Below are 20,597 nucleotides of genomic sequence, written 5' to 3' on the forward strand. Positions count from 1 at the left end.
AAAGGGAGTTTTTCTATCTTCTTTATCGCCATAGGCTTTTTTCTACCACTCGCCTAGCGAGTGGTTTTGGGATACAAGAAGGACGGCTGAGGTTCAGCCGTCCTTCTTGGTGTTTACTTTTCCGCCAGGGGCAGGGTCACGGTAAACGTGGAGCCCTTGCCCACCTCGCTCTCCAGCCTGACGGTGCCGCCGTAGAGCTGGACGATGTGCTTGACAATGGCCAGCCCCAGGCCGGTGCCGCCGTTTTTGCGGGCCCGGCCCTTGTCCACCCGGTAGAAGCGCTCGAACACCCGGCTCTGGGCCTCCTCGGGGATGCCGATGCCGGTGTCGGCCACAGTGAGCACCGCCCGCCCGTCCTGGGTGCGCACCTGGACGGTGACGGAGCCGCCGGGCTCGGTGTACTTGATGCCGTTGCTGATCAGGTTGAGCATCAGCTCCTTGAGCCGTCCCTCGGGGACAGCCACCACGGCCTCCTCCCCGCTGAGGGTGAGGCGCACCTCCGCCTGCTTGGCGGAGGGGGAGAGCAGCTCCACGGCGCTTTTGGCCACGGCGTTGGCGTCGGAGCGCTCCTCACACTGGTCGATGGCCACCGACTCCAGCTCGGAGAGCTTGAGAATGTCGTTGATCAGGTCGATGAGCCGATCCACCTCCACGCCGATCATGGTGATGAACCGCTTCTGATCCTCCGGAGAGGCCACCATGCCGGAGGCCAGCATGTCGGTGAAGCCCTTGATGCTGGTCAGGGGGGTCTTGAGCTCGTGGGACACGTTGGCGGTGAACTCGCTGCGGATGCCCTCGGCCTTTTTCAGCTCGGTGACGTCGGAGATCAGGATGGAGGTGCCCACGTCCTGGCCCTCATACTGGCGGCCCACCACCGGGGAGATGAACAGGCGCAGGCTGCGGGCGTCGTCGGTGAGGGCGTCCACGTCCAGCACCACGGCGGTGCGGGTGTCCCTGGACTGCTGGATGGCCTCCCGCAGGCGGCGGCTGCGGGTGAAGAGCAGGGCGCCGTCCACCTCCTCCCCCTCGGGGAAGCCGAAGAGGTTCCGGGCCGCCCGGTTGATGGCCAGCACGTTCCCCTCGTCGTCCAGGAGAATCAGGCCCTCAGCCATGCAGTCCAGAATCAGGCCCACCTTGTCCCGCTCGGCGGTGATGGACTGGATGTACCCCCGCAGCCGCTCCACCAGCTTGTCGATGGTGCGCAGCAGCGGCCGCAGCTCGTCATACGCCCTGTCCGGATTCAGACCGGCGGGAGGCTCCTTGCCGTCCAGCACCCCCTGGAGGGCGGCGCCCACCGCATCCAGAGGCGCGGCCGCCCGGTTGGCGGTGCGGCTGGCCAGGAGCAGAGTGAGGATCAGCGCGGCCGCGGCGGCCAGGGTGAAGCCGCCCACACTGCCCAGCGCCAGGCTGTTGATGGAGGACACGGGCATGGCCGCCCGTCCCACCATGTTGTCGGCAAACCGCTTGGCCACATAGAGCATGGAGGTGCCCACCGTATCGGACTGGCGCACCGCCTCGCCCCAGCCGGTGGCTTCGGCCTCCATCACCTCGGGCCGATCCTCGTGATCCTCCATGGCGGACACGTCGGCCTCGGAATCGGCCAGGACGGTGCCGTCGGTGTCGATGATGGTCAGGCGCTTGTCCGGCGCGGCCTGGCTGAACTGGCGGAGCAGCTCCTCCGGCTCGGTGATGGCGCTCTGGGCGTCCATCAGGGTGAGCAGCTCCTGTAGGGTATTCCGGGCCGCATCCATCTCCCGGCTGCGGAACATGAGGACGCCCACCACATTGGAAATGAGCAGGGCACACACCACGGTAAACAGGGTGGCGCCGATGATACGTTTTTTCACGAGCAAAGCCTCCCATCCAAAGGCGCAGGGGGAAGTCCCCCTCATCCGTCACGGCTTCGCCGTGCCACCTTCCCCCCGGCGGGGGAAGGTTCCATCGCCTCACAGAGTCTGCCGGCCCCGCCGGCAAGAGAGAATCATAAATGTTTTTGGGGGAATTCATTTTCCCCAAAAACACCCCGACCCGCGCCGCGGGGCGCGAAACCAGGGGTATCGAGCCAAGTCGCCGGCGTTTCGCCGGCACGCAGGCTCGTATCCAGGGGGCCTGGGGCCCCCTGGACTTTACGTCATCTTGTACCCCACGCCCCGAACCGTGGTGATCACGTCCTCCCCCAGCTTCTGGCGCAGGGCCTTGACGTGCATGTCCACGGTGCGGGTCTCGCCGGTGTAGTCGTAGTCCCAGACGGCCTGGAGGATCTCGTCCCGGGTGAGGGCCACCCCCCGGCGGGTACACAGCAGCTTGAGCAGCTCAAACTCCTTGTAGGTCAGCTCCACCACCCGGCCGGCCTTTCGCACCTCCCGGGCGGCGGGGTCGATCTCCAGATCCCCCCAGGTGAGCAGCCGGTCGCTCCTGCGCTCGGTGCGGCGGAGCACCGCCTTCACCCGGGCCTGGAGCTCCATGATGCCGAAGGGCTTGACCACGTAGTCGTCCGCCCCGTTCTCCAGCCCGGCCACCCGATCCATCTCGGCGGTGCGGGCGGTGAGCATGATTACCGGCACGTCGGCGGTGTCCCTCCCCTCCCGCAGGCGGCGGAGGATCTCCAGCCCGTCCATGCCGGGGAGCATGATGTCCAGGATGTACAGGGCGGGCAGGCTCTGCCCCTCCTCCCCGGCGAAGAGGGCCTCGCCGGACTCATAGGCCCGGACGGCATAACCCACCGATTGAAAATAGTAGCGGAGCATCTCCCGGATGCTCTCGTCGTCCTCCACGACCGCGATGGCCCTGGCCATGGCAGTCCCTCCTTACCCGAGAATTTCGCCGGTGACGCAGAAGATGGCCCACTGGGCGATGTTCACCGCGTGGTCGGCGGTACGCTCCAGGTACTTGGCGATGATGATCAGGTCGATGGCCTGGTCGGCCTCCTCCCGGTTGTCCACAATGAGCTCCACCAGCTCGCTCTTGATGGTGCGGAAGTACTCGTCCACCTCGTCGTCCAGAGCGATGACGGCCTGGGCGGCCTCGGTGTCCCGGTTGACATAGGCGAAGATGGCCCGCTTGACCATCACGCCGGCCTTCTGGCTCATGGAGCGGATGTCGGCCAGGGTCTGGGTCTGCTTCTGGCCCTTGAGCAGCAGGGCAATCTCGGCGATGTTGGCGCACTGGTCGCCGATGCGCTGCAGGTCGGTGACCATCTTGAGGGCGGCGGAGATGGTGCGCAGATCCCGTGCCACGGGCTGCTGCTGCAGCAGCAGGCGCAGGCAGCGGTTCTCGATGTCCCGCTCCATCTGATCCATGGTCTTGGTCATCTCCACGGCGGACTTGGCGGCCGCCTCGTCGCCGGTGGTCAGGGACTCAATGACCACGTCGATGCAGTCCTCGGCCGCGGCGGCCATGTCGATCATCTCATAGTTGAGCTCCTGGAGCTCGGCGTCAAAGGTTTTTCTCATTGCGACCTCCTGATAATAGCTGGTTGAAAAGCCTCGCAGAGTTCGCGCCTATGGGCGCGAATCAAATACAAACCGGTTTTCCCGGCGACATGTGCGTCGGGGAAACCACCTCTCAGCCTGCAAGTGTGGAATTTGTCCGCAGCAGGCGGACAAATTCTGCGCGCGGCAGGCTGTATCTTTCTCAAAAAATCGGCTACGCCGATTTTTTGACTTATCCGAACCGGCCGGTGATATAGTCCTCGGTGCGCTTGTCCTTGGGCACGGAGAAGAGCTGGGTGGTGTCGCCGAACTCGATGAGCTGGCCCAGCAGGAAGAAGGCGCACTTGTCGGAGACGCGGGTGGCCTGCTGCATGTTGTGGGTGACGATGACGATGGTGTACTGGTTTTTCAGATCGGCGATCAGATCCTCAATCTTGGAGGTGGAGATGGGATCCAGGGCGGAGGTGGCCTCGTCCATCAGCAGGATGTCGGGCTCCACCGCCAGGGCCCGGGCGATGCACAGGCGCTGCTGCTGGCCGCCGGACAGGCCCAGGGCGGACTTTTTCAGGCGATCCTTCACCTCGTCCCAGATGGCCGCGCCCTGGAGGGACTTCTCCACAATGTCGTCCAGCTTGCTCTTGCTCTTGATGCCGTGGGTGCGGGGGCCGTAGGCCACGTTGTCATAGATGGACATGGGGAAGGGATTTGGCTTCTGGAACACCATGCCGATCTGCTTGCGCAGCCACGTCACGTCCACGCTGGGGTCGTAGATCTCGATGCCCCGGTACTGGATGGAGCCGGTGATCTTGATGCCGGGCACCAGGTCGTTCATGCGATCCAGGGTCTTGAGGAAGGTGGACTTGCCGCAGCCGGAGGGGCCGATGAGGGCCGTCACCTGCTTCTCGGGGATGTCCATGCTCACGTCCTTGAGGGCCTGCGTCGTGCCGTACCAGAGGTCCAGCCCCTTGGTTGACAGGATAATATTCTCGTCCATAAATCAGGGCTCCTTACTTTTTCTTTAGTTTCGCGCCCACCAGCTTGGCGGCCAGGTTGATGACCAGGGTGAGCAGCATCAGGATGGCGGCGATGGCGAAGGCCACGTCAAACTCGGCCCGCTCCCGGGCGTACACATACAGGGCCACGGTGAGGGAGGCGCCGGAGGAGTGGATGAAGTTGTCGAAGGAGGCGAAGAAGTTGTTCAGGCTCATACCCATGCCGGCGGTAAAGAGCAGGGCGGCGGACTCGCCCACGATGCGGCCGATGGCCAGGATGCAGCCGGTGACGATGCCGTCGATGGAGGAGGGCAGCACCACGGTGCGGATCATGTGCCACTTGCCCGCGCCCAGGCCCAGGGCGGCCTCCCGGTAGGACTGGGGGACGGTTTTCAGGGACTCCTGGGTGGTGCGGATGATGGTGGGGATGGTGACGATCACCAGGGTGAGGGCGCCGGCCAGCAGGGAGGCCTGGAGGCCCAGCAGCTGGCAGAAGAACAGCATGCCCACCAGGCCGAAGATGATGGAGGGGATGCCGGTGAGGGTCTCGGTGGCGAACTCGATGGCGGCCACCAGCTTCCGGTTGCGGGCGTACTCGGTCAGGTACACCGCCGCCCCCACGCCCAGGGGGAGGATGATGATCAGGGTGATGACCACCAGGTAGACGGTGTTGAGGATGTTGGGCAGGATGCCGATGGTGTCCTGGATGAAGCTGGGCTCCGTGGAGAGGAAAGACCAGCTGATGTGGGGCAGGCCCTGGATGAAGATATACCCGATGATGAAGATCAGCAGGGCGCAGGTCAGGGCCGCGCAGAAATACAGCAGGAAGCGGAGCACCCGGTCATAGGCCTTCCGCCTGCCGGAGAGGGGCTGCATGGTAATCTTTTTGTCTTCCATATCAGTATATCACCCCTTCTTCCGTTTGAGAAGCGTGTTGAGAACCACATTGATAAGCATAATGAAGAGAAAGAGAACCAGAGCGATGGAGAACAGGGCCTGCCGCTGGAGGCCGGAGGCATAGGACATCTCGCTGGCCACGGCGGTGGTGAGGAAGCGGACGGACTTGAACAGCCCGGGCATGTTGGCCACGTTGCCGGCCACCATGATGATGGCCATGGCCTCGCCGATGGCCCGGCCGATGCCCAGCACGATGGAGGCGGCGATGCCGCTGGAGGCCGCGGGGACGGACACCCGGAACACGGTCTCGATGTGGGTGGCGCCCAGAGCCAGGGAGGCCTCCTCATACTCCTTGGGCACCGCCTTGAGGGCGGTTTCGGACACGGAGATGATGGAGGGGAGGATCATGACGGCCAGCACGATGATGGCACAGAACAGGCTGGCGCCGTCGGGCAGGTTGAAGGCCACCCGCACCGCGGGCACCAGCACCATCATGCCGATGAGGCCGTACACCACCGACGGGATGCCGGCCAGCAGATCCACCGCCGGGCGCACCACGGCGGCCAGCCTGGGGGGCGCCACCTTGGCCAGGAACACGGCGGTCATGAAGCCCACGGGCACGCCCAGCACAATGGCGCCGGCGGTGCCGTAGATGGAGGTGAGGATGAAGGGCAGAATGCCGAACTTGGGCTCTGCGGCGGTGGAGGCCCACTCGGTGCCGAAGAGGAAGTCGATCAGACCGATCTCCCGGATGGCTGGGATGCCGGAGATGATCAGATAGACGCTGATGAAGAGCACGAACACGATGGCGATGAAGCCGCAGGCGAAAAACACCAGGTTCATGATGGTCTCCATCGGTCGGAGCTTTTGTTTCATGGCAGATTACCGGCCTTTCGTAGAATAACGCGTACAGAACAAAGGCGAAAGCCCTGAAAGCCGGGGCTTTCACAGCCCGTTGGCTTTGTCAGATGCGGGGATTTGGGGCTGATCACGCCGAAGGCCCCCTCGAAGCGAAGCCCGAGGGGGCAGATCCGGCATAAAGAGCAGGGTGTAATTGGTGGGGCTTACTCGGCCACGGGCACGGCGCCGGCGGAGGCGATCAGGTCGGCGGCATCGGTGGAGGTGGCCCAGTCCACGAACGCCTGGGCGGCGGGGGACAGCTCGGTGCTCTCGTTGATGATGAAGTTGAAGTTACGCTGGATGGCGTAGGTGCCGTCCAGGACGGTCTCCTCGGTGGGAGCCACACCGCCCACGGTGAGGGCCTTCACGGTCTCGTCCACGGCGGACAGGGAGGCGTAGCCGATGGCGTTGGGGTTGGAGGCCACGTTGGCGATCACCTCGCCGGTGGAGGTCAGCTCGTTCTGGTACACGCAGGTATCCTCGGTGCCGGTGATGGACTCAAAGCCGTCGCGGGTGCCGGAGCCGGCCTCACGGCCGATGGGCACGATCTGGCCGTCCTCGCCGCCCAGCTCAGACCAGTTGGTGATCTCGCCGGTGAAGATCTGGGCGATCTGCTCGATGCTCAGGTCGGCCACGGGGTTGTTGGGGTTGACAATGATGGCGATGCCGTCCTTGGCCACGGTGATCTGTGTCACGCCGGTCTCGTCGTCGTGGAGGTCGCGGGAGGCCAGGCCGATGTCGCAGGTGCCGTCCTGGGCGCCGGTGACGCCGGCGCCGGAGCCGGAACCGGTGTAGTTGACGGTGATGCCGGGCTGCACCTCGGCAAAGCCCTCGGTCAGGTAGCCCATGACGCTCTCCATGGAGGTGGAGCCGTTGGTGTTGACGGTGCCGGTGAGCTGCTCAGCGGCGGGGGACTCGCTCTCGGGAGCCTCGGAAGCGGGAGCCTGGGACTCGGTGTTGGCGGCGGGGGACTCGGTAGTAGTGGTGGTGCCGCCGCCGCAGCCGGCCAGCATGCCCACGCACAGAGCGGCGGACAGCATCAGAGCAAGAGTTCTCTTCTTCATGTCGTTCAATCTCCAATCATGTAATGGTTTTGTTTCTCCTTGGAACGCTATTCAGTATATCGGCCGATTGTAAAGTTGTCCCCCATCAAATTGTAAAGATCATGTAAAGTCCTTCTGCCCCATAGCTTTCCCGTCTTTACACAAAAAATTCGCCCCCGGAATGGGGGCGAATTTAGGGGAATTGAATAAAGCGGCTCCGGGCCCTCCGGCACTAGCCGGCCAGGCCGCTCCAGGGCAGGCTGGCCCGGGTGGCGGCGGAGTACTGCCTGGTAAGCACGTCGGTGAGGAAGCGGATCTTGCTGCGCAGGCCCTCCGACTGGCCGGAGGAGAGCTGGGCGGCCACCTTGTCCGGATAGTGCCACAGGTAGGCCCAGGTCTCGGCGAAGTCCTCCGGCCGGCTGGCCATGGCGTAGGAGGAGACGAAGTCGGCGGAGGAGGCGCTGTAGCTCACCCACTGGTTGCAGGAGGCAGTCCAGCCGTTGGCGATCATGGCGGAGGACACCACCATGTGGCCCATCTCGTGGCTGTAGTGGTAGGGGGAGCCGGTGCCGGTGTAGTAGATGCGGTCGATGCGCAGGCCCGACTCGTCGTACACGTGCTGGCCGGAGAAGCCGCCGGTGTTGGAGAAGGAGCCGGTGGTCATGACACTGACGGGGGTGCCGTCAAAGAAGATCATGTCCGCCGGGAAGAGGATGATCTCGGTGGTGCGGTTCCCCTTCTTGGCGATCACCTGCTTGAGGAGGCCGTCGGGATAGAGGTCGAAGGCCTCCTTCATCTTCACCAGCTCATTGTACACCGACTGGAAGTAGGCGCTGTCCAGGGTCACGTAGTCAAAGGTGGCGTGGGTCACCTGGGCGCCGGGCACATTGTCGTTGAACTCGGGCAGGTAGTAGATCTGGATGCCGATGTCGTTCTCGATCTGGCGGCACAGCTCCCAGGCCACGTCGTTGGAGTAGCGGATGCGGCTCTTGCCTGTGAAGTCGGTTCCGGTGGAGGTGGTGGCCTGGGCCACGGTGACTGTGGCGGTCATCTGGAAGTCGCCGCTGGCGCAGGTGACGGAGGCGGTGCCGGGGCCCACGGCCTTCAGGGTTACCGCCCCGTTGCCCGGGTCGGCGGCAATGGCCACCACGGCGGGGTTGCTGGAGCTCCAGGAGGCGGTGGACGCCCCGGTGGAGTAATAGCACCCCGTGTCCACGCTCTCGCCGGGCTGGAGGGTGTAGGAGTAGGACTCCATCTGCATGTACACGCTGCTGAGGAGGCGGTACATGGTGACGTAGGCCTGCTGCCGGGAGTAGGAGCCCTGGGGGGAGAAGGCCCCGCCGCCGGTGCCGTTCATCACGCCCCAGCCCACCATGGCGGTCACCGGCTCGGCGGCCCAGGAGGCGATGGCGGACTGGTCGGTAAAGGCGGCCCCCTTGGAGGCCACGGGCGCGCCCATCACCTTTAAGGTGTTGTAGAGCATGACGGCGGCCTCCTGCCGGGTGATGCCCTTGTCGGGGAGGAAGGAGCCCTGCCCGTTGCCGCTGACGATGCCCAGTCCGGCGGCGGTGAGCACGTCGGGGTCGCTGGTGTCGTCAAAGGTGACGGTCTCCGGGGTGAATGTCCAGCCGTTGACGGCGGCGGCCTCATCCAGGCAGATCACCGCCAGGCGGCAGAACTCCGCCCGGGTGATGTCGGCGGTGTAATTGCTCTGGAGGTCGCCGGGCACCAGGCCCAGGGAGACGGCCCGCTCCACCTCCCCGGCGGCCCAGGCGTCGGGGGTATCGGCGGCGGAGGCGGGAGCGGTGAGCAGGCCCGTCAGCAGGGCCAGGGTGCAGAGGAGGGAGAGCGCGCGGAATTGGAGTCGGTTTCGCATCGGTGTCATCCCTTTCCAGTTTATTGAGCAGGAATTATTTCGCTATGGAAAGGATACCACGAAACCGCCGTCCCTGCAAGGGTTTTACGGCTCTGCCGCCGGCAGCTCCAGCCGGACATCCCCGAACAGGACGTGATCCACCTGCTCCAGGGGGACGGGCGCGTCAAAGTAGGCGGTGCCCTGGATGGAGTCGGAGGTCAGGAAGCCGGTGCCGCAGTCCACGGACACCCTGCTGCCGTCGGCCAGCACCAGGCGGATGCCCAGGTCGGACAGGTTCACGGCCTCCGGATTGTCATAGGTGATGCGGTAGTCCAGGCTCAGGGAGGAGAAGGACAGCGCCTCCAGCGCCAGGGTGCCCTGGCTTTCCTCGTCGTGCCAAACCGCCCCGGCGGTGTCCACCTCCACCGTCTGCCTGGGGGCGTCGGGCAATTCCAGCCGGTACTCGCCGAACCGGATGTATGCCAGCTGGGTCAGATCCAGGGGGGTGTCAAAGGAGTGGACGCCGGTGAAGTAAACCACCCCGCCATCTCCGTCGGGGCCGGGACTGGTGCCTCCGTTACCGCCGTCGATGATCACGGTGGAGCCGTCCTGGAACACCAGCTCGATCTCCAGGTTGGTGAACACCCCCCACTCATCCCCCCACGTGGGGTAAGAGGTGGTGAAGGCGGCGGATAGCGGGGAGAGGGTCAGCCCCTCCAGGGTGACCATCCGCTCTGTGGTCTCGTCCCAGCGGGCGGCCCCGGTGGTGTCCACCTCCACCGCCTTGCTGGGGTAGAAGCCGTCCAGGGAGAAGCTCCACTCCCCCTCCAGGTGCATACTCTCTCCGTCACTTGCGAAAAGCTCCAGGCCGGTGATGGTCAGGGTCTTGGGGATGCCGTCGATCCAGTTGGCCCCCCTGGGGAAGCCCAGGAGCATGAACACCAGCTCCAGAGAGTTGTCCCCCGGCGTGTCGTCGGGGAGGAACCGGGCCTTCTGAAAGCCCCAGTTGAGCTGCTCCCCGGTTTCCGTGTCCACCAGCTGGATGTCGTGGGCGATGTGGCCCTCCTGCTCCCCCATGTCGGGCAGCGCCGTGCCCTCCGGGGCCTCCAGCCGCAGGCGGAGGTAGAGGGTGTGCTCGTCGGTGATGGCCGCCAGGGGGGTGAGGGTGGTGCCGCCGCTGGTGACGGGGGGCAGGTCGGTGGTGCCGATCTCGTCCAGCAGGGCCTTCTGCCCGTCGTTGAGGGGGGCGCTCTCGATGGCAAAGAAGGGGTCGAAGAGCTCCCCCGGCCCCCAGATCTGATAGGCCGCCATGGCCGACACGGTGAACATCGCCGCCAGTCCGGCGCAGGCCAGCAGCCGGAGGCCCATCCGCCGGCGGGGCCGCCCGCTCTCTTTGACTTTTTTCATGGTCATCTCCCGTATCCTTTCCGGGGACATCCCGGCGGGGACGGGCAGCTCCGCAGAGCCGTCCTCCCAGCCGTCCAGCAGGTCAGAAATCCGCGTATGCACAGGGATACCCCCTTCCCGATAAGAGTTCCTTTAATTTTTTCCGCCCCCGGTGCAGGCGCACCTTCACCGTGGACGGGCGCATGGACAGGGCCCCGCCGATTTCGGCGGTGGTCTGGCCGTAGTAGTAGTGGCGCAGGAAGATGGCCCGGTCCTGGGGGGAGAGCTCGTTCAGCAGGGCCCGCACCAGCTCCCGCCGCTGTTCCTGCTCCAGCAGCTCCGCCGGGCCTGGCGCTTCGTCGGGGGTCAGCGCCAGCATGTCATCCTCCAGAGGCAGCTCCCCGCCCAGCGCCCGCAGGCGGTTGAGTGCCTTGTTGCGCACCACCCGGCCCAGCCAGGGCCGCAGCCTGCCCGGCTGGATCTGCCCGGCGTGCTCCCACAGGGCCAGGAAGGCGTCGGACACCACCTCCTCCGCGTCCCGGGGATATCCCCGCAGGACGGAGCCCGCCAGGCCGCAGGCGAAGGCCATGTGCCTGTCCATGGCCTCCTCCAGGGCCGCCGTGTCCCCCCGCCCCATGCGGCGGAGCAGCTCCCGTTCCTCCAACCGTCCCACCTCCTGACGCTGTGTGCTCGAAAGGACTTTCACCAATCTTAACACAAAAGTAGTCCCGGCGGTTTCACGCCGGGACAAAATCCGCCGCAATTTACGGGGGCGGCTCCTTTTTTCTTCTCTGTCGGGTTCCGACCAGTTTTTTCCAATTTATGGCTTATACTGTCTCTGACACACTGGGCGGACAAGCCCGGAGGCAAAGGAGACGGAAGCCATGGCTACCAAGGAGAAGTGGAGAACAAAGGCGGCCCGGATGCGGGAGGAGGCCCGGGAGACGGGGAAGGTGATCCTCCGGGCGCCGGCCCTGGTGCGCACGGCGGAGTGCGCCATCCGCTTCCTGCTGGGGGCCCTGCTCTCCGGCGCGGAGATTTTCGGCGGATACGCCCCCTTCGGCCTGGGGCTGGTGGCGGCCTCCGGCTCGGGCATCGACGGGTTCTGCGCCCTGGTGGGGGCCTGCTTCGGCTATCTGTCCTTCCAGGGCTTTGCCGAGGGGCTCCGCTACGCCGCCGCCTGCATCCTGGCCTTCTCCCTGGCCTTCGCCTTCTTCGACGTGAAGGCCTACCGCAAGAGCTGGTTCATGCCCCTGGCGGCGGCGGGGATGGATGGGATCACCGGCTTTGTGTACTTATCCGACCGGGGCTGGTCGCCGGAGAGCCTGATCTTCTTCGGCACCGAGCTGCTGCTGTGCGGGGCGTCGGCCTACTTCTACCGCGTCGCCTTCACCCCCTGGACGGAGAAGCGGGAGGAGGAGGCCCTCACCCCCCGGCAGACGGTGAGCCTGCTGATTTTGGGGGGCACCCTGCTGCTCACCCTGTCCAGGCTCACCCTCCTCTGGGGTCTGTCCGCCGGGCGGCTGGCCGCCGCGGTGGCGGTGATGGCCGCCGCCTACGCCGGGGGCATCGGCGTGGGGGCCACGGTGGGGGTGGCCGCAGGGCTGGGGATGGATCTCTCCGCCGGGGGTCTGCCCTTCTACTCCATGGCCTACGCCCTGTCGGGGGTGATGGCCGGGGTGTTCCACCGGCAGGGGCGGCTGGCCGCCGCGGTGGCCTACGTGCTGTCCAACGCCCTGGCGGTGCTGTGGACGTGGGAGGACGGGCTCCACATCGCCCTGCTCTACGAGGTATTCATCGCCTCGGTGGTCTTTATGCTCCTCCCCCAGCGCGCCCTGCGGCAGGTGGGGGCCCTGGTGGCCCGGCAGCCCCGGCACGAGACCCAGGAGCGGGCCCGCGCCTACGTCTCCACCCGGCTGGAGGCCACCGCCGCCGCCTTCAAGAACCTGTACGAGTCCATGCGGGGGGTGTTCCACACCCCCAGGCCCAACGACAACGACGCCGCCTCTGTCTTTGACCGGACGGCCCAGCGGGTGTGCAAAACCTGCCCCCTCCAGACCGCCTGCTGGCAGCGGGACTACGTGTCCACCTTCAACGCCCTCAACGACGCCCTCCCCGCCATGGTGGAGCGGGGCAAGGGGGAGGGGGGCGACTTCCCCGCCTACTTCGCCAACCGGTGCCTCCACTTTAACGACTTCCTCTCCGCCGCCAACGAGGAGCTGTCCGCCCTGCTCTACCGGCGGCAGCTCCAGAGCCGCCTCCGGGACAACCGGGCGGCGGTGTGCCGCCAGTACGCCGAGCTGGCCGGGGTGCTGGGGGAGGCGGCGGCGGAGCTGTCCGCCGAGCTGGTGCCCGACCCGGTGCGGGAGAAGCGCCTGCGGCAGCACCTGACCGCCCAGGGCATCGAGTGCCGCCTGGCGGCCTACTACGACCAGGCGGGCCATCTGCGCATCGAGCTGGAGGGGGCGGGGCTGGCCCCCCTGCGCAAGCCGGAGGCGGTGGACAGGCTGTCCAAACTGATGAACTTCCCCCTGCGCCCCCTGGACGAGGCCCGGCGGGATCAGCTGGTGCTGGTGCAGAGCGAACCCCTCATGGCCGTGGCCGGGGCGGCGGCCCAGAAGAAGGACGGCCAGGCGGTGAGCGGCGACACCGGCGCCTGGTTCAAGCACGACGACGGCTCCCTCTACGTGCTGCTGTGCGACGGCATGGGCTCCGGCGCGCCGGCCCAGCGGGAGAGCTCCCTGGCCGTCCGCCTGCTGGAGCAGTTCCTCCGGGCCGGCGTCCGGCCGGAGAACGCCCTGCGCACCCTCAACTCCGCCCTGGCCCTGCGCAACGACGAGGCCGCCGGCGGCTTCACCACCATCGATCTGCTGCGGGTGGATCTGTTCACCGGCGAGGCGTGGGTGTACAAGTACGGCGCGGCCCCCACCTACGTGAAGAAGGGGGCGGCGGTGAGCCGCATCACCGGCGCGGCCCTCCCCGCCGGGCTCGCCTCCGGCGACGGGGCCGCCCCTGACACCACCTCCCTGCATCTGGAGAGCGGCGACTGCGTCCTGCTGGTCACCGACGGGGTGGCCGGAGGGGAGGGGGATCAGTGGATTCGGGACAAGCTGGCCGCCTTTGACGGCGGCAGCCCCCGGGAGCTGGCCCAGGCCGTCCTGGACACCAGCACCCAGCAGGTGGGCGCGGCCGCCGACGACCGCACCGTCCTGGCCCTCAAGCTGACCAAACGGGCATGAGAGAACCCCCGGCCCCGGAACCAAAGTTCCGGGGCCGGGGGCTTTTCCGCGCCGTCTGGGGCGCATGGCTGTGTTACATCTGGGCGAAGCGGGCCAGGATCTGGGCCAGCTCGGCGCGGGAGGCGGTGCCGGTGGGATCCAGCCGTCCGCCGTCCTTGCCGGTCAGCAGGCCCTCGCCCACCGCCCAGCGCAGGGCGTCCACCGCGTAGTCGGACGCGGACGCGGCGTCCGCGAAGCTGTCCAGGGTGCCGGCGGGCGCGGGGGAGCCGGCGTAGCGGTACAGGATCACCGCCAGCTGCTCCCGGGTCAGGCTGTCCTCCGGGCCGTAGCTGCCGTTGTCGTAGCCGGTGACGTAGCCGTTGGCCGCCGCCCAGTTCACCGCGTCGGCGTACCAGGCGGAAGCCGCCACGTCGGGGAAGCCCGCAACAGTGGAGGCCGTGCCGTCGGCCAGGTTGTAGAGCACCTGGGCCATCATGGCCCGGGTGAGGATCATGTTGGGCGCAAACGCGGTGCCGCTGGTGCCGTCCATGATGCCGTTCTCCCAGCAGTACGCCACCGCGTCGTGGTACCAGTCGCCCTCGGACACGTCGGTGAAGGGCAGGGCGGGGGTCTGGGGCTCCTCCGGCTCGGTCACGATCTGCCGGAAGGTGACGGAGATGGTGTGGTCGGTGCGCACGTTCTCGAAGGTGTAGCGCTCCACCGCGCCCACGCTCTCGCCGTCCACCTCCACGTCGGCAATCTCCCAGCCGTCGTCGGCGGTGATGCGGAAGGTCTGGTTCTCGCCCCGGCGCACCCGCACCCGGCCGTCCGGGCTGATGTCGCCGCCCCGGCCCGCGTCGGCCTCGATGTTGTACCGCCGCACACTGCTGGAGCTGCCGGAGGAACTGGAGCCGTGGTCGTCGTCCTTGTAATCCCACTCCGCAGTCAGAGTGACCGTCTTTGTCACGTTGTAAGGATCGCTCACGCGGGTGTTTCCGTCATACCAGCCCTCAAAGGTGTAGCCGGAGCGCCTGGGGGTGGGAAGGTCGATCGCTGTATCCTCGCTGACTTTGTAAGTGAGATCATCCGTCCTGCCGTCGTTGAACTTCAGGGTAACAGTATATGTTGTCTTGCCGGGCTCGGTGTTCACCGCAGTCACCGTATCACCAGGCTTGGCCGCGGCGATGGCATCCTCCACGCTGGGGTAGTAGCTGTAGGGGGCTTCGGGGTTGGAGGCGCTCTCCAGCCGGGCCTTGACGCTGTCCGCCAAATAGTCCTCGTTGACAGGCTCGGCAAAGTGTCCGCTGGTGACCTCGATGCCAGCCTTTGCGGCGTTTTCGGCCCCGTTGGCCGCCTCAATGGTGCCGAAGGTGCCGTCGCCCTGGATCACCAACTTGTGCGTGTCTGCGTTGGTGCTGTCATACACGATCCTGCCGTTAACAGTACCGGTGTAGCTCTCATCAAATGTGACGCTGGCAGAGAGATAGCTGGCAAATTTGCAGACATCAAACGCAATTGTCTCATCGCTGGTGGTAATCACATCCGTATCGCCCTTGAAGGTGATATTGCCGTTGTTGAAGCTCAGGGCATAATTCTCATCCGGCACCTGGTTTTCCGCATAGATGTGCATATCCTCCAAGGTCAGATTGGCGTAGTTCTGGATGATTCGTTTGATGTCGTTTGCGTTCTCCGCAATGCGGATAGTACCATTTTTGAAGGTAATGGTGGAGCCTTTCAGGAGCTGGAAGCCATTGGTTTCTGTACCGGAAGAGCCAGCCCCGGGACCGATCAGCGTATAGGTGTGACCTCCGAAATCAATGGTAAAGTTCTTGCTGGAGGGCACGGCAATGCCAACCGCGTCCGGAATGTCCTTCAGAACATAGATAGTCTGGCCATCGCCCACCGCTTCGATCGCCTTGGCCATGGTGTCATAGGTCTTGCCGCCCACCACAATTGCCTTGTCGCGGGTATTGGTGGTCAGCACATTGTCCACATAGCTGTTGACAATGACAATCGAATCCGAAGTAGTATCCTGGGGCACGCTGCCGACGGTGCTGTTGACCACGCTCATGGTGCCGTTGGTGTCGTTGGACACCTGTCCGCTCACGGTGGCGCCGTCGGTGATGGCCACGTCCGCTTTGCCTCTGTTGGTCACGTTGCCGTTGATTTTGGCGTCCTGGGTAATGGTCAGCTGGGCGCCGCCCTTGTTGTCTGTGAGGACAATGGAGCCGTTCAGCGTACCGCCGGTGATCTCAATGTCGCCGCTGTGCGCGCCGTTCATCGTGGCAATCACAGCATTTTGTTCCCCGGCATTGAAGGTGCCGCCGTTGATGGTCAGCTCACCCTGATCCATGCTGTCGTCGAGGTAGCCGTTCAGGATCACACCGCTGGAGGCGCTTTCAGCGTTAAAGGTACCGCCGTTGACGGTAGCGATATTCCAGTTCAGGAACGCTGCCTGGGACATGCTGGTAAAGGTACCGTCATTGATGGTCAGTTCACCGTAGTCGTCGTTCTTGATGGTGTTCAGGCCGCCGGAGAAGGTACCGCCGTTGATGGTCAGAACGGAGTTCTGCCCGCCAGTATTCTCGCTGCCTTTATACCAGCCGTTCTCGATCATGCTGGAGAAGTGGCCGGTCTGTGTGACGGAAACACCATTGTTGATCTCCATGGTGCCGTGATTCACGATGTTGTAGTAGGAATTTCCGCCGCTGTCCGCATCGTCATTTCCGTTTTCCTTACTGCGGGTATACGCGCCTCCGTTAAGCACCACTATGCCGCCGGGCTCATTCTGGATTGCCGCCTTGCCGTGGGTCACATTGTCCACGGTGCCGTCGCCGGTGATGATCAGCGTGCCGTTGTTGGTGATGGTATGGCCGCTTACATTGGTCAGAGTTTTGCCGTTCAGATCCAGGGTCAGCGCCGCTTCTTTGGGGATTACAGCGTCCTCGTTGGTCAGAGCTCTGCTGTTCAGATCTAGGGCCAACTCCGCATCCTTGGGGATTACAATATCCTCTTTGGTGCCTTTCAGCAGCGTCACCGTGTCGCCCGCTTCAGCATCATTGACTGCGGCCTGGAGGGTGGGATAATACCGCTCGTCAATTTGGGCGGCTACGTCATCCTCCGCAGTATAAGGTCTAATTGTGGTAGTACCGCCTTGCTCTTCATTAGCAAGAGAACTGCTGGCTACATAGGAAGTTCCTTCGCCTTCCGGGTTATCAGCAGGATTAAACCCGATAAAGGTTCCTCCGTTAACTTCGATTTCTGCCTCTTCACTTTTGTATGCGTCATCAATGCAGTTGATCACATAATTGACTTGACTCTCATTATTTTCAATATTCGACTTTGCAAGGCCAAATTGGCCGCCATTGATAGTTAAGCTTCCTTTTTCAACCTGAATTGCAGTGGGAGCGCCATAAAAATTACCGCTTTCTACAATGACTTCGCCACCAAAAACATCAATTCCGTAGGCACCATTTTCCCCACACTCAGCGTTGATAGTTCCATCTCCAATAATCCGAAGTATGCCGCCTGCATTCACCGAGAATAGGAGTGGATAGTACGGAATATTATTTGAATGAACGCTTTCATCAAAACCAATCGTATATTTATTTAAATCCAAGGTGATACTCTTAGAAATCCTCATCTGTGGCTCCAGGTGTTTTCCTTCCTCACCTGCTGGTATAATCATTATGTCAGCTATAAGCCTTACAGTATCGCCCTCCCCGGCCTCATCAATTGCGTCCTGAAGGGTCGTGAACGTCTTACCGTTCACTTCCGCGACATAATTCTCCGCCTGCGGCTCGGTTTCCGCGTCAGAAACCTCTGCCGTCTCGGTGAGCCCCGTCCATTCCACCGTGTCGTCCACAGCCTCAGGCCCATCAGGTTCATCAGCGGTATTATCCAGCGTATCCCCGCCGGAATCCTTCGTAGCCTCCGTGAGCTCAGACCACTCCACCGGGCTGCCCTCATCGGCCAGCGCGGCTGCGGGCAGCAGCGTCAGTACCAGGCACAGCGCCAGAAAGCTGGCCAGCAATCGCTTTTTCATAGGTTATCTCCTCCTCAAACAGTTTGGGCGGCTCCCCGCCCTGACCACATTTGCCAAAAGGTATACTTTTGGCATCTGTTTAAGCGTCTTGATTTTACCACGATAGTTCAGTGATATCAACCACTTTAGCCGCAAATTTACATCAGAATAAATATTTTGTCATTTTCCCGGGGGCTCATACCACATTTGCCAAAAAGTATACCTTCCGGCAGACAAAAAATCCCCGCTTTCGCAGTGCGAAAGCGGGGCGCTTTTGTCTATCCGTCCCGGCCCAGCAGGGCGCAGGCCCGGGCCAGCAGCTTGGTATAGATGCCGTCCATCTCCCACTCGTTGGTGTACGCCAGCAGGCCCTCGGCGGGCAGCCAGCCCACCTTGGTGTTCTCCCCCTCCCGGAAATGGAGGGGGTCGCGGTCGTCGGCGGTCAGCAGGTAGGTGACGTTCAGGTGCTGGTGGGAGGGCACCCATTCCCCCCGCTTCACATGGCCCCACACGGGCAGGATGTCCAGGGAGGCGATGGCGGTGCTCAGGGGCCGGATGTGCTCCACCCCGGTCTCCTCCCTGGCCTCCCGCAGGGCCACGGAGAGCAGATCCCCGTCCCCGTCGGCATGGCCCCCCGTCCAGGCCCACACCCGGTACAGGTTGTGGTGGGCCATGAGCACGCGGGTGCCGTCGCCGTTGACCACGAAGCCGGAGGCGGTCAGGTGGGCGATTTTGTTCTCCCGGGTGAGGATGGTGTCGGGAAAGAGGCGGAGGTACTCCAGAAACATGGCCTTGTCCCCCGCCTCCGCCTCATCCCGGGGCTCGTAGGCCAGAATGTCATCCAGGTACATGTCCGTCACGCCTCCGATAGGTCACATAGCGGAAGGGGATGCCCTCATGCTCCAGGGGCTCCCCCTCCTCCGCAATAAACCAGGACGGGTCGCCGTCCAGATTGGGGAAAAAGGCGTCCGCCCCTTCCCACGCCCTGCCGATTTTGGTGATATAGGCCGTGTCGCACCCGTCCAGCAGGGCGGCGTAGACACTGGCTCCGCCGATGACGAAGGAATCCGCCGGGGCGGCGGCGCGCAGCGCCTCCAGCGACCGGAACACCTCCGCCCCCTGGGGGGCGAAGGCCGGATCCCGGGACAGGATCAGGTTCCGCCGGTTTTTCAGGGGCCGCCCGCCGGGGAAGGTAGCCAGGGTCTTGCGGCCCAGGATCACCGGGTGCCCGGTGGTGAGGGCCTGAAAGCGCCTGAGATCGGCGGGGAGATAGCACAGCTGATCCCCCCCCTTTCCGATGGCCCAGTTCTGATCCACCGCCGCGATCACATACATGCCGCCGCCCCCCTTACACCGCCACCGGGATGGGCGTGTCCAGGGGGTGGAACCGGTAGCCCTCCAGGCGGAAGCTGTCCCTGGTGAAGGCGTAGAAGTCGGTGACGTCCGGGTCGATCCACAGCGCCGGGGCGTCGCAGGGCTCCCGGGCGATGATCTCCTCCACCACCGGCACGTGGCGGTCGTAGATGTGGGCGTCGGCGATCACGTGGAGCAGCTCCCCCGCCTCCAGCCCCGACACCCGGGCCAGCATGTGCACCAGGGCGGCGTACTGCATCACGTTCCAGCCGTTGGCGGTGAGCATGTCCTGGCTGCGCTGGTTGAGCACGGCGTTGAGGGTTTTCCCCGACACGTTGAAGGTCACCGACCAGGCGCAGGGGTAGAGGGCCATCTCGTGGAGGTCGTGGTGGTTGTACAGGCTGGTGAGAATCCGCCGGGAGGCCGGGTTGTGCTTCAGATCGTAGAGCACCCGATCCACCTGATCCATCTCCCCCTCGGGATAGACGTGCTTCACCCCCAGCTGGTAGCCGTAGGCCTTGCCGATGGAGCCGCTCTCGTCCGCCCAGGCGTCCCAGATGTGGGAGTTCAGATCGCGGATGTTGTTGGACTTCTTCTGCCAGATCCACAGCAGCTCGTCCACCGCGCTCTTGAAGGCCATCCTCCGGATGGTCTGCACCGGGAACTCCTCCCGCAGGTCGTAGCGGTTGACGATGCCGAACTTCTTCACCGTGTGGGCAGGGGTTCCGTCCTCCCACCGGGGGCGCACCTCCTGCTCCGTGTCCCACACCCCGTGGGCCAGGATGTCCTTACAGTTCTGGATAAACAGCTCGTCGGCGCGGCTCATGGCGTTCCTCCTCCATCTGCGTTTTGCCCAGCATACCACATTTTCCGGCAAAAGGCAAACCCTGCGGTTTCGTCATTTTCTGTGGAAAAATCCCCCAGATCATGGTACACTGTAGGGGATCAAAGGAAGGAGTTGTCCGCCATGAAGCAGCCTCTCCCCGTCCACGTGGGCCAGCGCAACGTGAAAACCGCCCTCTCCGCCTCCCTGTGCGCCCTGATCTACTACTTTCTGGGCCGCAACCCGGCCTTTGCCTGCATCGGCGCCATCTTCGGCATGGGGGCCGACATGGAGCACTCCAGGCTCCACGGCGGCAACCGCCTGTTCGGCACCATCATCGGCGGATTTCTGGGGATCTTCCTCTACCGCATCTATCTGATCTTCTACCCCGATGGCGGGCACCACCTGCTGCTGGTGCCCCTGCTCTTCGGGGGGATCGTGGTGCTCATCATTCTGGCCCAGTTCTTCTGGGTGGGGGCGGTGCAGCCCGGCGGGGTGGTGCTGTGCCTGCTGCTGTTCTCCATCGGGCCGGACAACTATGTCTCCTACTCCCTCAACCGCATGCTGGACACCGGCGTGGGGGTGGCCATGTCCCTGCTGATCAACTGGGCCCTCCCCCGGGAGCGGCTGGAGCGCTGGCTGGCCCCCTTCTACCGCCGCTCCCGGGGGGAATAG

At 64.3% G+C, this 20,597-nt stretch carries 16 protein-coding genes; 2 read left to right on the plus strand and 14 right to left on the minus strand.

Annotation, left to right across the window (positions count from 1 at the left end; all coding sequences use genetic code 11):
• Positions 1–113 precede the first annotated feature (113 nt).
• The 10 genes from B5E42_RS16245 to B5E42_RS16290 all read right to left on the minus strand — a co-directional run bounded on the left by B5E42_RS16245 (position 114) and on the right by B5E42_RS16290 (position 11,177).
• A complete protein-coding gene (locus B5E42_RS16245; protein ID WP_087241563.1) occupies positions 114–1,847 on the minus strand; it encodes an ATP-binding protein in 1,734 nt (577 codons plus the stop codon).
• Positions 1,848–2,126: 279 nt separating this feature from the next.
• On the minus strand, positions 2,127–2,795 hold the full coding sequence (locus tag B5E42_RS16250) for a response regulator transcription factor (RefSeq protein ID WP_087241565.1): 669 nt from the start codon (positions 2,793–2,795) through the stop codon (positions 2,127–2,129).
• A 12-nt stretch (positions 2,796–2,807) separates the two neighbouring features.
• Complete coding sequence (phoU, locus tag B5E42_RS16255) at positions 2,808–3,452, minus strand: phosphate signaling complex protein PhoU (RefSeq protein ID WP_087241567.1); 645 nt, start codon at positions 3,450–3,452, stop codon at positions 2,808–2,810.
• A gap of 211 nt (positions 3,453–3,663) precedes the next feature.
• A complete protein-coding gene (gene pstB / locus B5E42_RS16260) occupies positions 3,664–4,425 on the minus strand; it encodes a phosphate ABC transporter ATP-binding protein PstB (protein ID WP_087241569.1) in 762 nt (253 codons plus the stop codon).
• Positions 4,426–4,438: 13 nt separating this feature from the next.
• On the minus strand, positions 4,439–5,320 hold the full coding sequence (gene pstA, locus B5E42_RS16265) for a phosphate ABC transporter permease PstA (RefSeq protein ID WP_242967194.1): 882 nt from the start codon (positions 5,318–5,320) through the stop codon (positions 4,439–4,441).
• 9 nt (positions 5,321–5,329) lie between these two features.
• Positions 5,330–6,196 carry a phosphate ABC transporter permease subunit PstC gene (gene pstC, locus B5E42_RS16270; protein ID WP_087241571.1) on the minus strand — a complete coding sequence of 289 codons (867 nt, stop codon included), beginning with the start codon at positions 6,194–6,196 and terminating at the stop codon, positions 5,330–5,332.
• A gap of 188 nt (positions 6,197–6,384) precedes the next feature.
• Complete coding sequence (locus B5E42_RS16275) at positions 6,385–7,284, minus strand: phosphate ABC transporter substrate-binding protein (RefSeq protein ID WP_087241573.1); 900 nt, start codon at positions 7,282–7,284, stop codon at positions 6,385–6,387.
• A gap of 211 nt (positions 7,285–7,495) precedes the next feature.
• A complete protein-coding gene (locus B5E42_RS16280; RefSeq protein WP_162614011.1) occupies positions 7,496–9,139 on the minus strand; it encodes an S-layer homology domain-containing protein in 1,644 nt (547 codons plus the stop codon).
• A gap of 84 nt (positions 9,140–9,223) precedes the next feature.
• The gene (locus B5E42_RS16285; RefSeq protein ID WP_242967195.1) at positions 9,224–10,627 is read right to left on the minus strand and encodes a DUF4179 domain-containing protein; all 1,404 of its coding nucleotides are present in this window, start codon (positions 10,625–10,627) and stop codon (positions 9,224–9,226) included.
• Positions 10,608–11,177: a sigma-70 family RNA polymerase sigma factor gene (locus tag B5E42_RS16290; RefSeq protein ID WP_242967209.1), complete on the minus strand. Its 570-nt coding sequence runs from the start codon at positions 11,175–11,177 to the stop codon at positions 10,608–10,610. The genes B5E42_RS16285 and B5E42_RS16290 overlap by 20 nt, the downstream gene beginning before the upstream one ends.
• A gap of 211 nt (positions 11,178–11,388) precedes the next feature.
• Here B5E42_RS16290 and B5E42_RS16295 point away from each other — a divergent pair, with 211 nt between their 5' ends.
• Positions 11,389–13,743 carry a SpoIIE family protein phosphatase gene (locus B5E42_RS16295; protein WP_087241580.1) on the plus strand — a complete coding sequence of 785 codons (2,355 nt, stop codon included), beginning with the start codon at positions 11,389–11,391 and terminating at the stop codon, positions 13,741–13,743.
• Between the two features lie 73 nt (positions 13,744–13,816).
• Here the strand turns inward: B5E42_RS16295 and B5E42_RS16300 are convergent, their stop codons facing one another.
• From B5E42_RS16300 to thyA, 4 genes are all read right to left on the minus strand, one after another.
• Positions 13,817–16,759 carry an S-layer homology domain-containing protein gene (locus B5E42_RS16300; protein ID WP_242967196.1) on the minus strand — a complete coding sequence of 981 codons (2,943 nt, stop codon included), beginning with the start codon at positions 16,757–16,759 and terminating at the stop codon, positions 13,817–13,819.
• Between the two features lie 1,265 nt (positions 16,760–18,024).
• A complete protein-coding gene (locus tag B5E42_RS16305) occupies positions 18,025–18,597 on the minus strand; it encodes an NUDIX hydrolase (RefSeq protein ID WP_087241584.1) in 573 nt (190 codons plus the stop codon).
• Entirely contained in the window at positions 18,584–19,081 is a 498-nt protein-coding gene (locus B5E42_RS16310; protein WP_087241586.1) for a dihydrofolate reductase, read from the minus strand. Before B5E42_RS16310 ends, B5E42_RS16305 begins: the two co-directional genes overlap by 14 nt.
• A 13-nt stretch (positions 19,082–19,094) precedes the next feature.
• Positions 19,095–19,925 carry a thymidylate synthase gene (gene thyA / locus B5E42_RS16315; RefSeq protein ID WP_087241588.1) on the minus strand — a complete coding sequence of 277 codons (831 nt, stop codon included), beginning with the start codon at positions 19,923–19,925 and terminating at the stop codon, positions 19,095–19,097.
• A 141-nt stretch (positions 19,926–20,066) separates the two neighbouring features.
• Between thyA and B5E42_RS16320 the strand changes: the two genes are divergently transcribed.
• Positions 20,067–20,597 (plus strand): aromatic acid exporter family protein, encoded by a 531-nt coding sequence (locus B5E42_RS16320; RefSeq protein ID WP_087241590.1) that lies wholly within the window; start codon positions 20,067–20,069, stop codon positions 20,595–20,597.

The sequence above is a fragment of the Flavonifractor sp. An10 genome (genome assembly GCF_002161215.1).
GTDB lineage: Bacteria > Bacillota > Clostridia > Oscillospirales > Oscillospiraceae > Flavonifractor > Flavonifractor avistercoris.

Excerpts from the sequence above, each read along its gene's own strand:
- B5E42_RS16250 (WP_087241565.1), bottom strand. The coding sequence starts at position 2,795 with ATGGCCAGGGCCATCGCGGTCGTGGAGGACGACGAGAGCATCCGGGAG.
- phoU (WP_087241567.1), bottom strand. The coding sequence starts at position 3,452 with ATGAGAAAAACCTTTGACGCCGAGCTCCAGGAGCTCAACTATGAGATG.
- pstB (WP_087241569.1), bottom strand. The coding sequence starts at position 4,425 with ATGGACGAGAATATTATCCTGTCAACCAAGGGGCTGGACCTCTGGTAC.
- pstA (WP_242967194.1), bottom strand. The coding sequence starts at position 5,320 with ATGGAAGACAAAAAGATTACCATGCAGCCCCTCTCCGGCAGGCGGAAG.
- pstC (WP_087241571.1), bottom strand. The coding sequence starts at position 6,196 with ATGAAACAAAAGCTCCGACCGATGGAGACCATCATGAACCTGGTGTTT.
- B5E42_RS16275 (WP_087241573.1), bottom strand. The coding sequence starts at position 7,284 with ATGAAGAAGAGAACTCTTGCTCTGATGCTGTCCGCCGCTCTGTGCGTG.
- B5E42_RS16280 (WP_162614011.1), bottom strand. The coding sequence starts at position 9,139 with ATGCGAAACCGACTCCAATTCCGCGCGCTCTCCCTCCTCTGCACCCTG.
- B5E42_RS16295 (WP_087241580.1), top strand. The coding sequence starts at position 11,389 with ATGGCTACCAAGGAGAAGTGGAGAACAAAGGCGGCCCGGATGCGGGAG.
- B5E42_RS16305 (WP_087241584.1), bottom strand. The coding sequence starts at position 18,597 with ATGTACCTGGATGACATTCTGGCCTACGAGCCCCGGGATGAGGCGGAG.
- B5E42_RS16310 (WP_087241586.1), bottom strand. The coding sequence starts at position 19,081 with ATGTATGTGATCGCGGCGGTGGATCAGAACTGGGCCATCGGAAAGGGG.
- thyA (WP_087241588.1), bottom strand. The coding sequence starts at position 19,925 with ATGAGCCGCGCCGACGAGCTGTTTATCCAGAACTGTAAGGACATCCTG.
- B5E42_RS16320 (WP_087241590.1), top strand. The coding sequence starts at position 20,067 with ATGAAGCAGCCTCTCCCCGTCCACGTGGGCCAGCGCAACGTGAAAACC.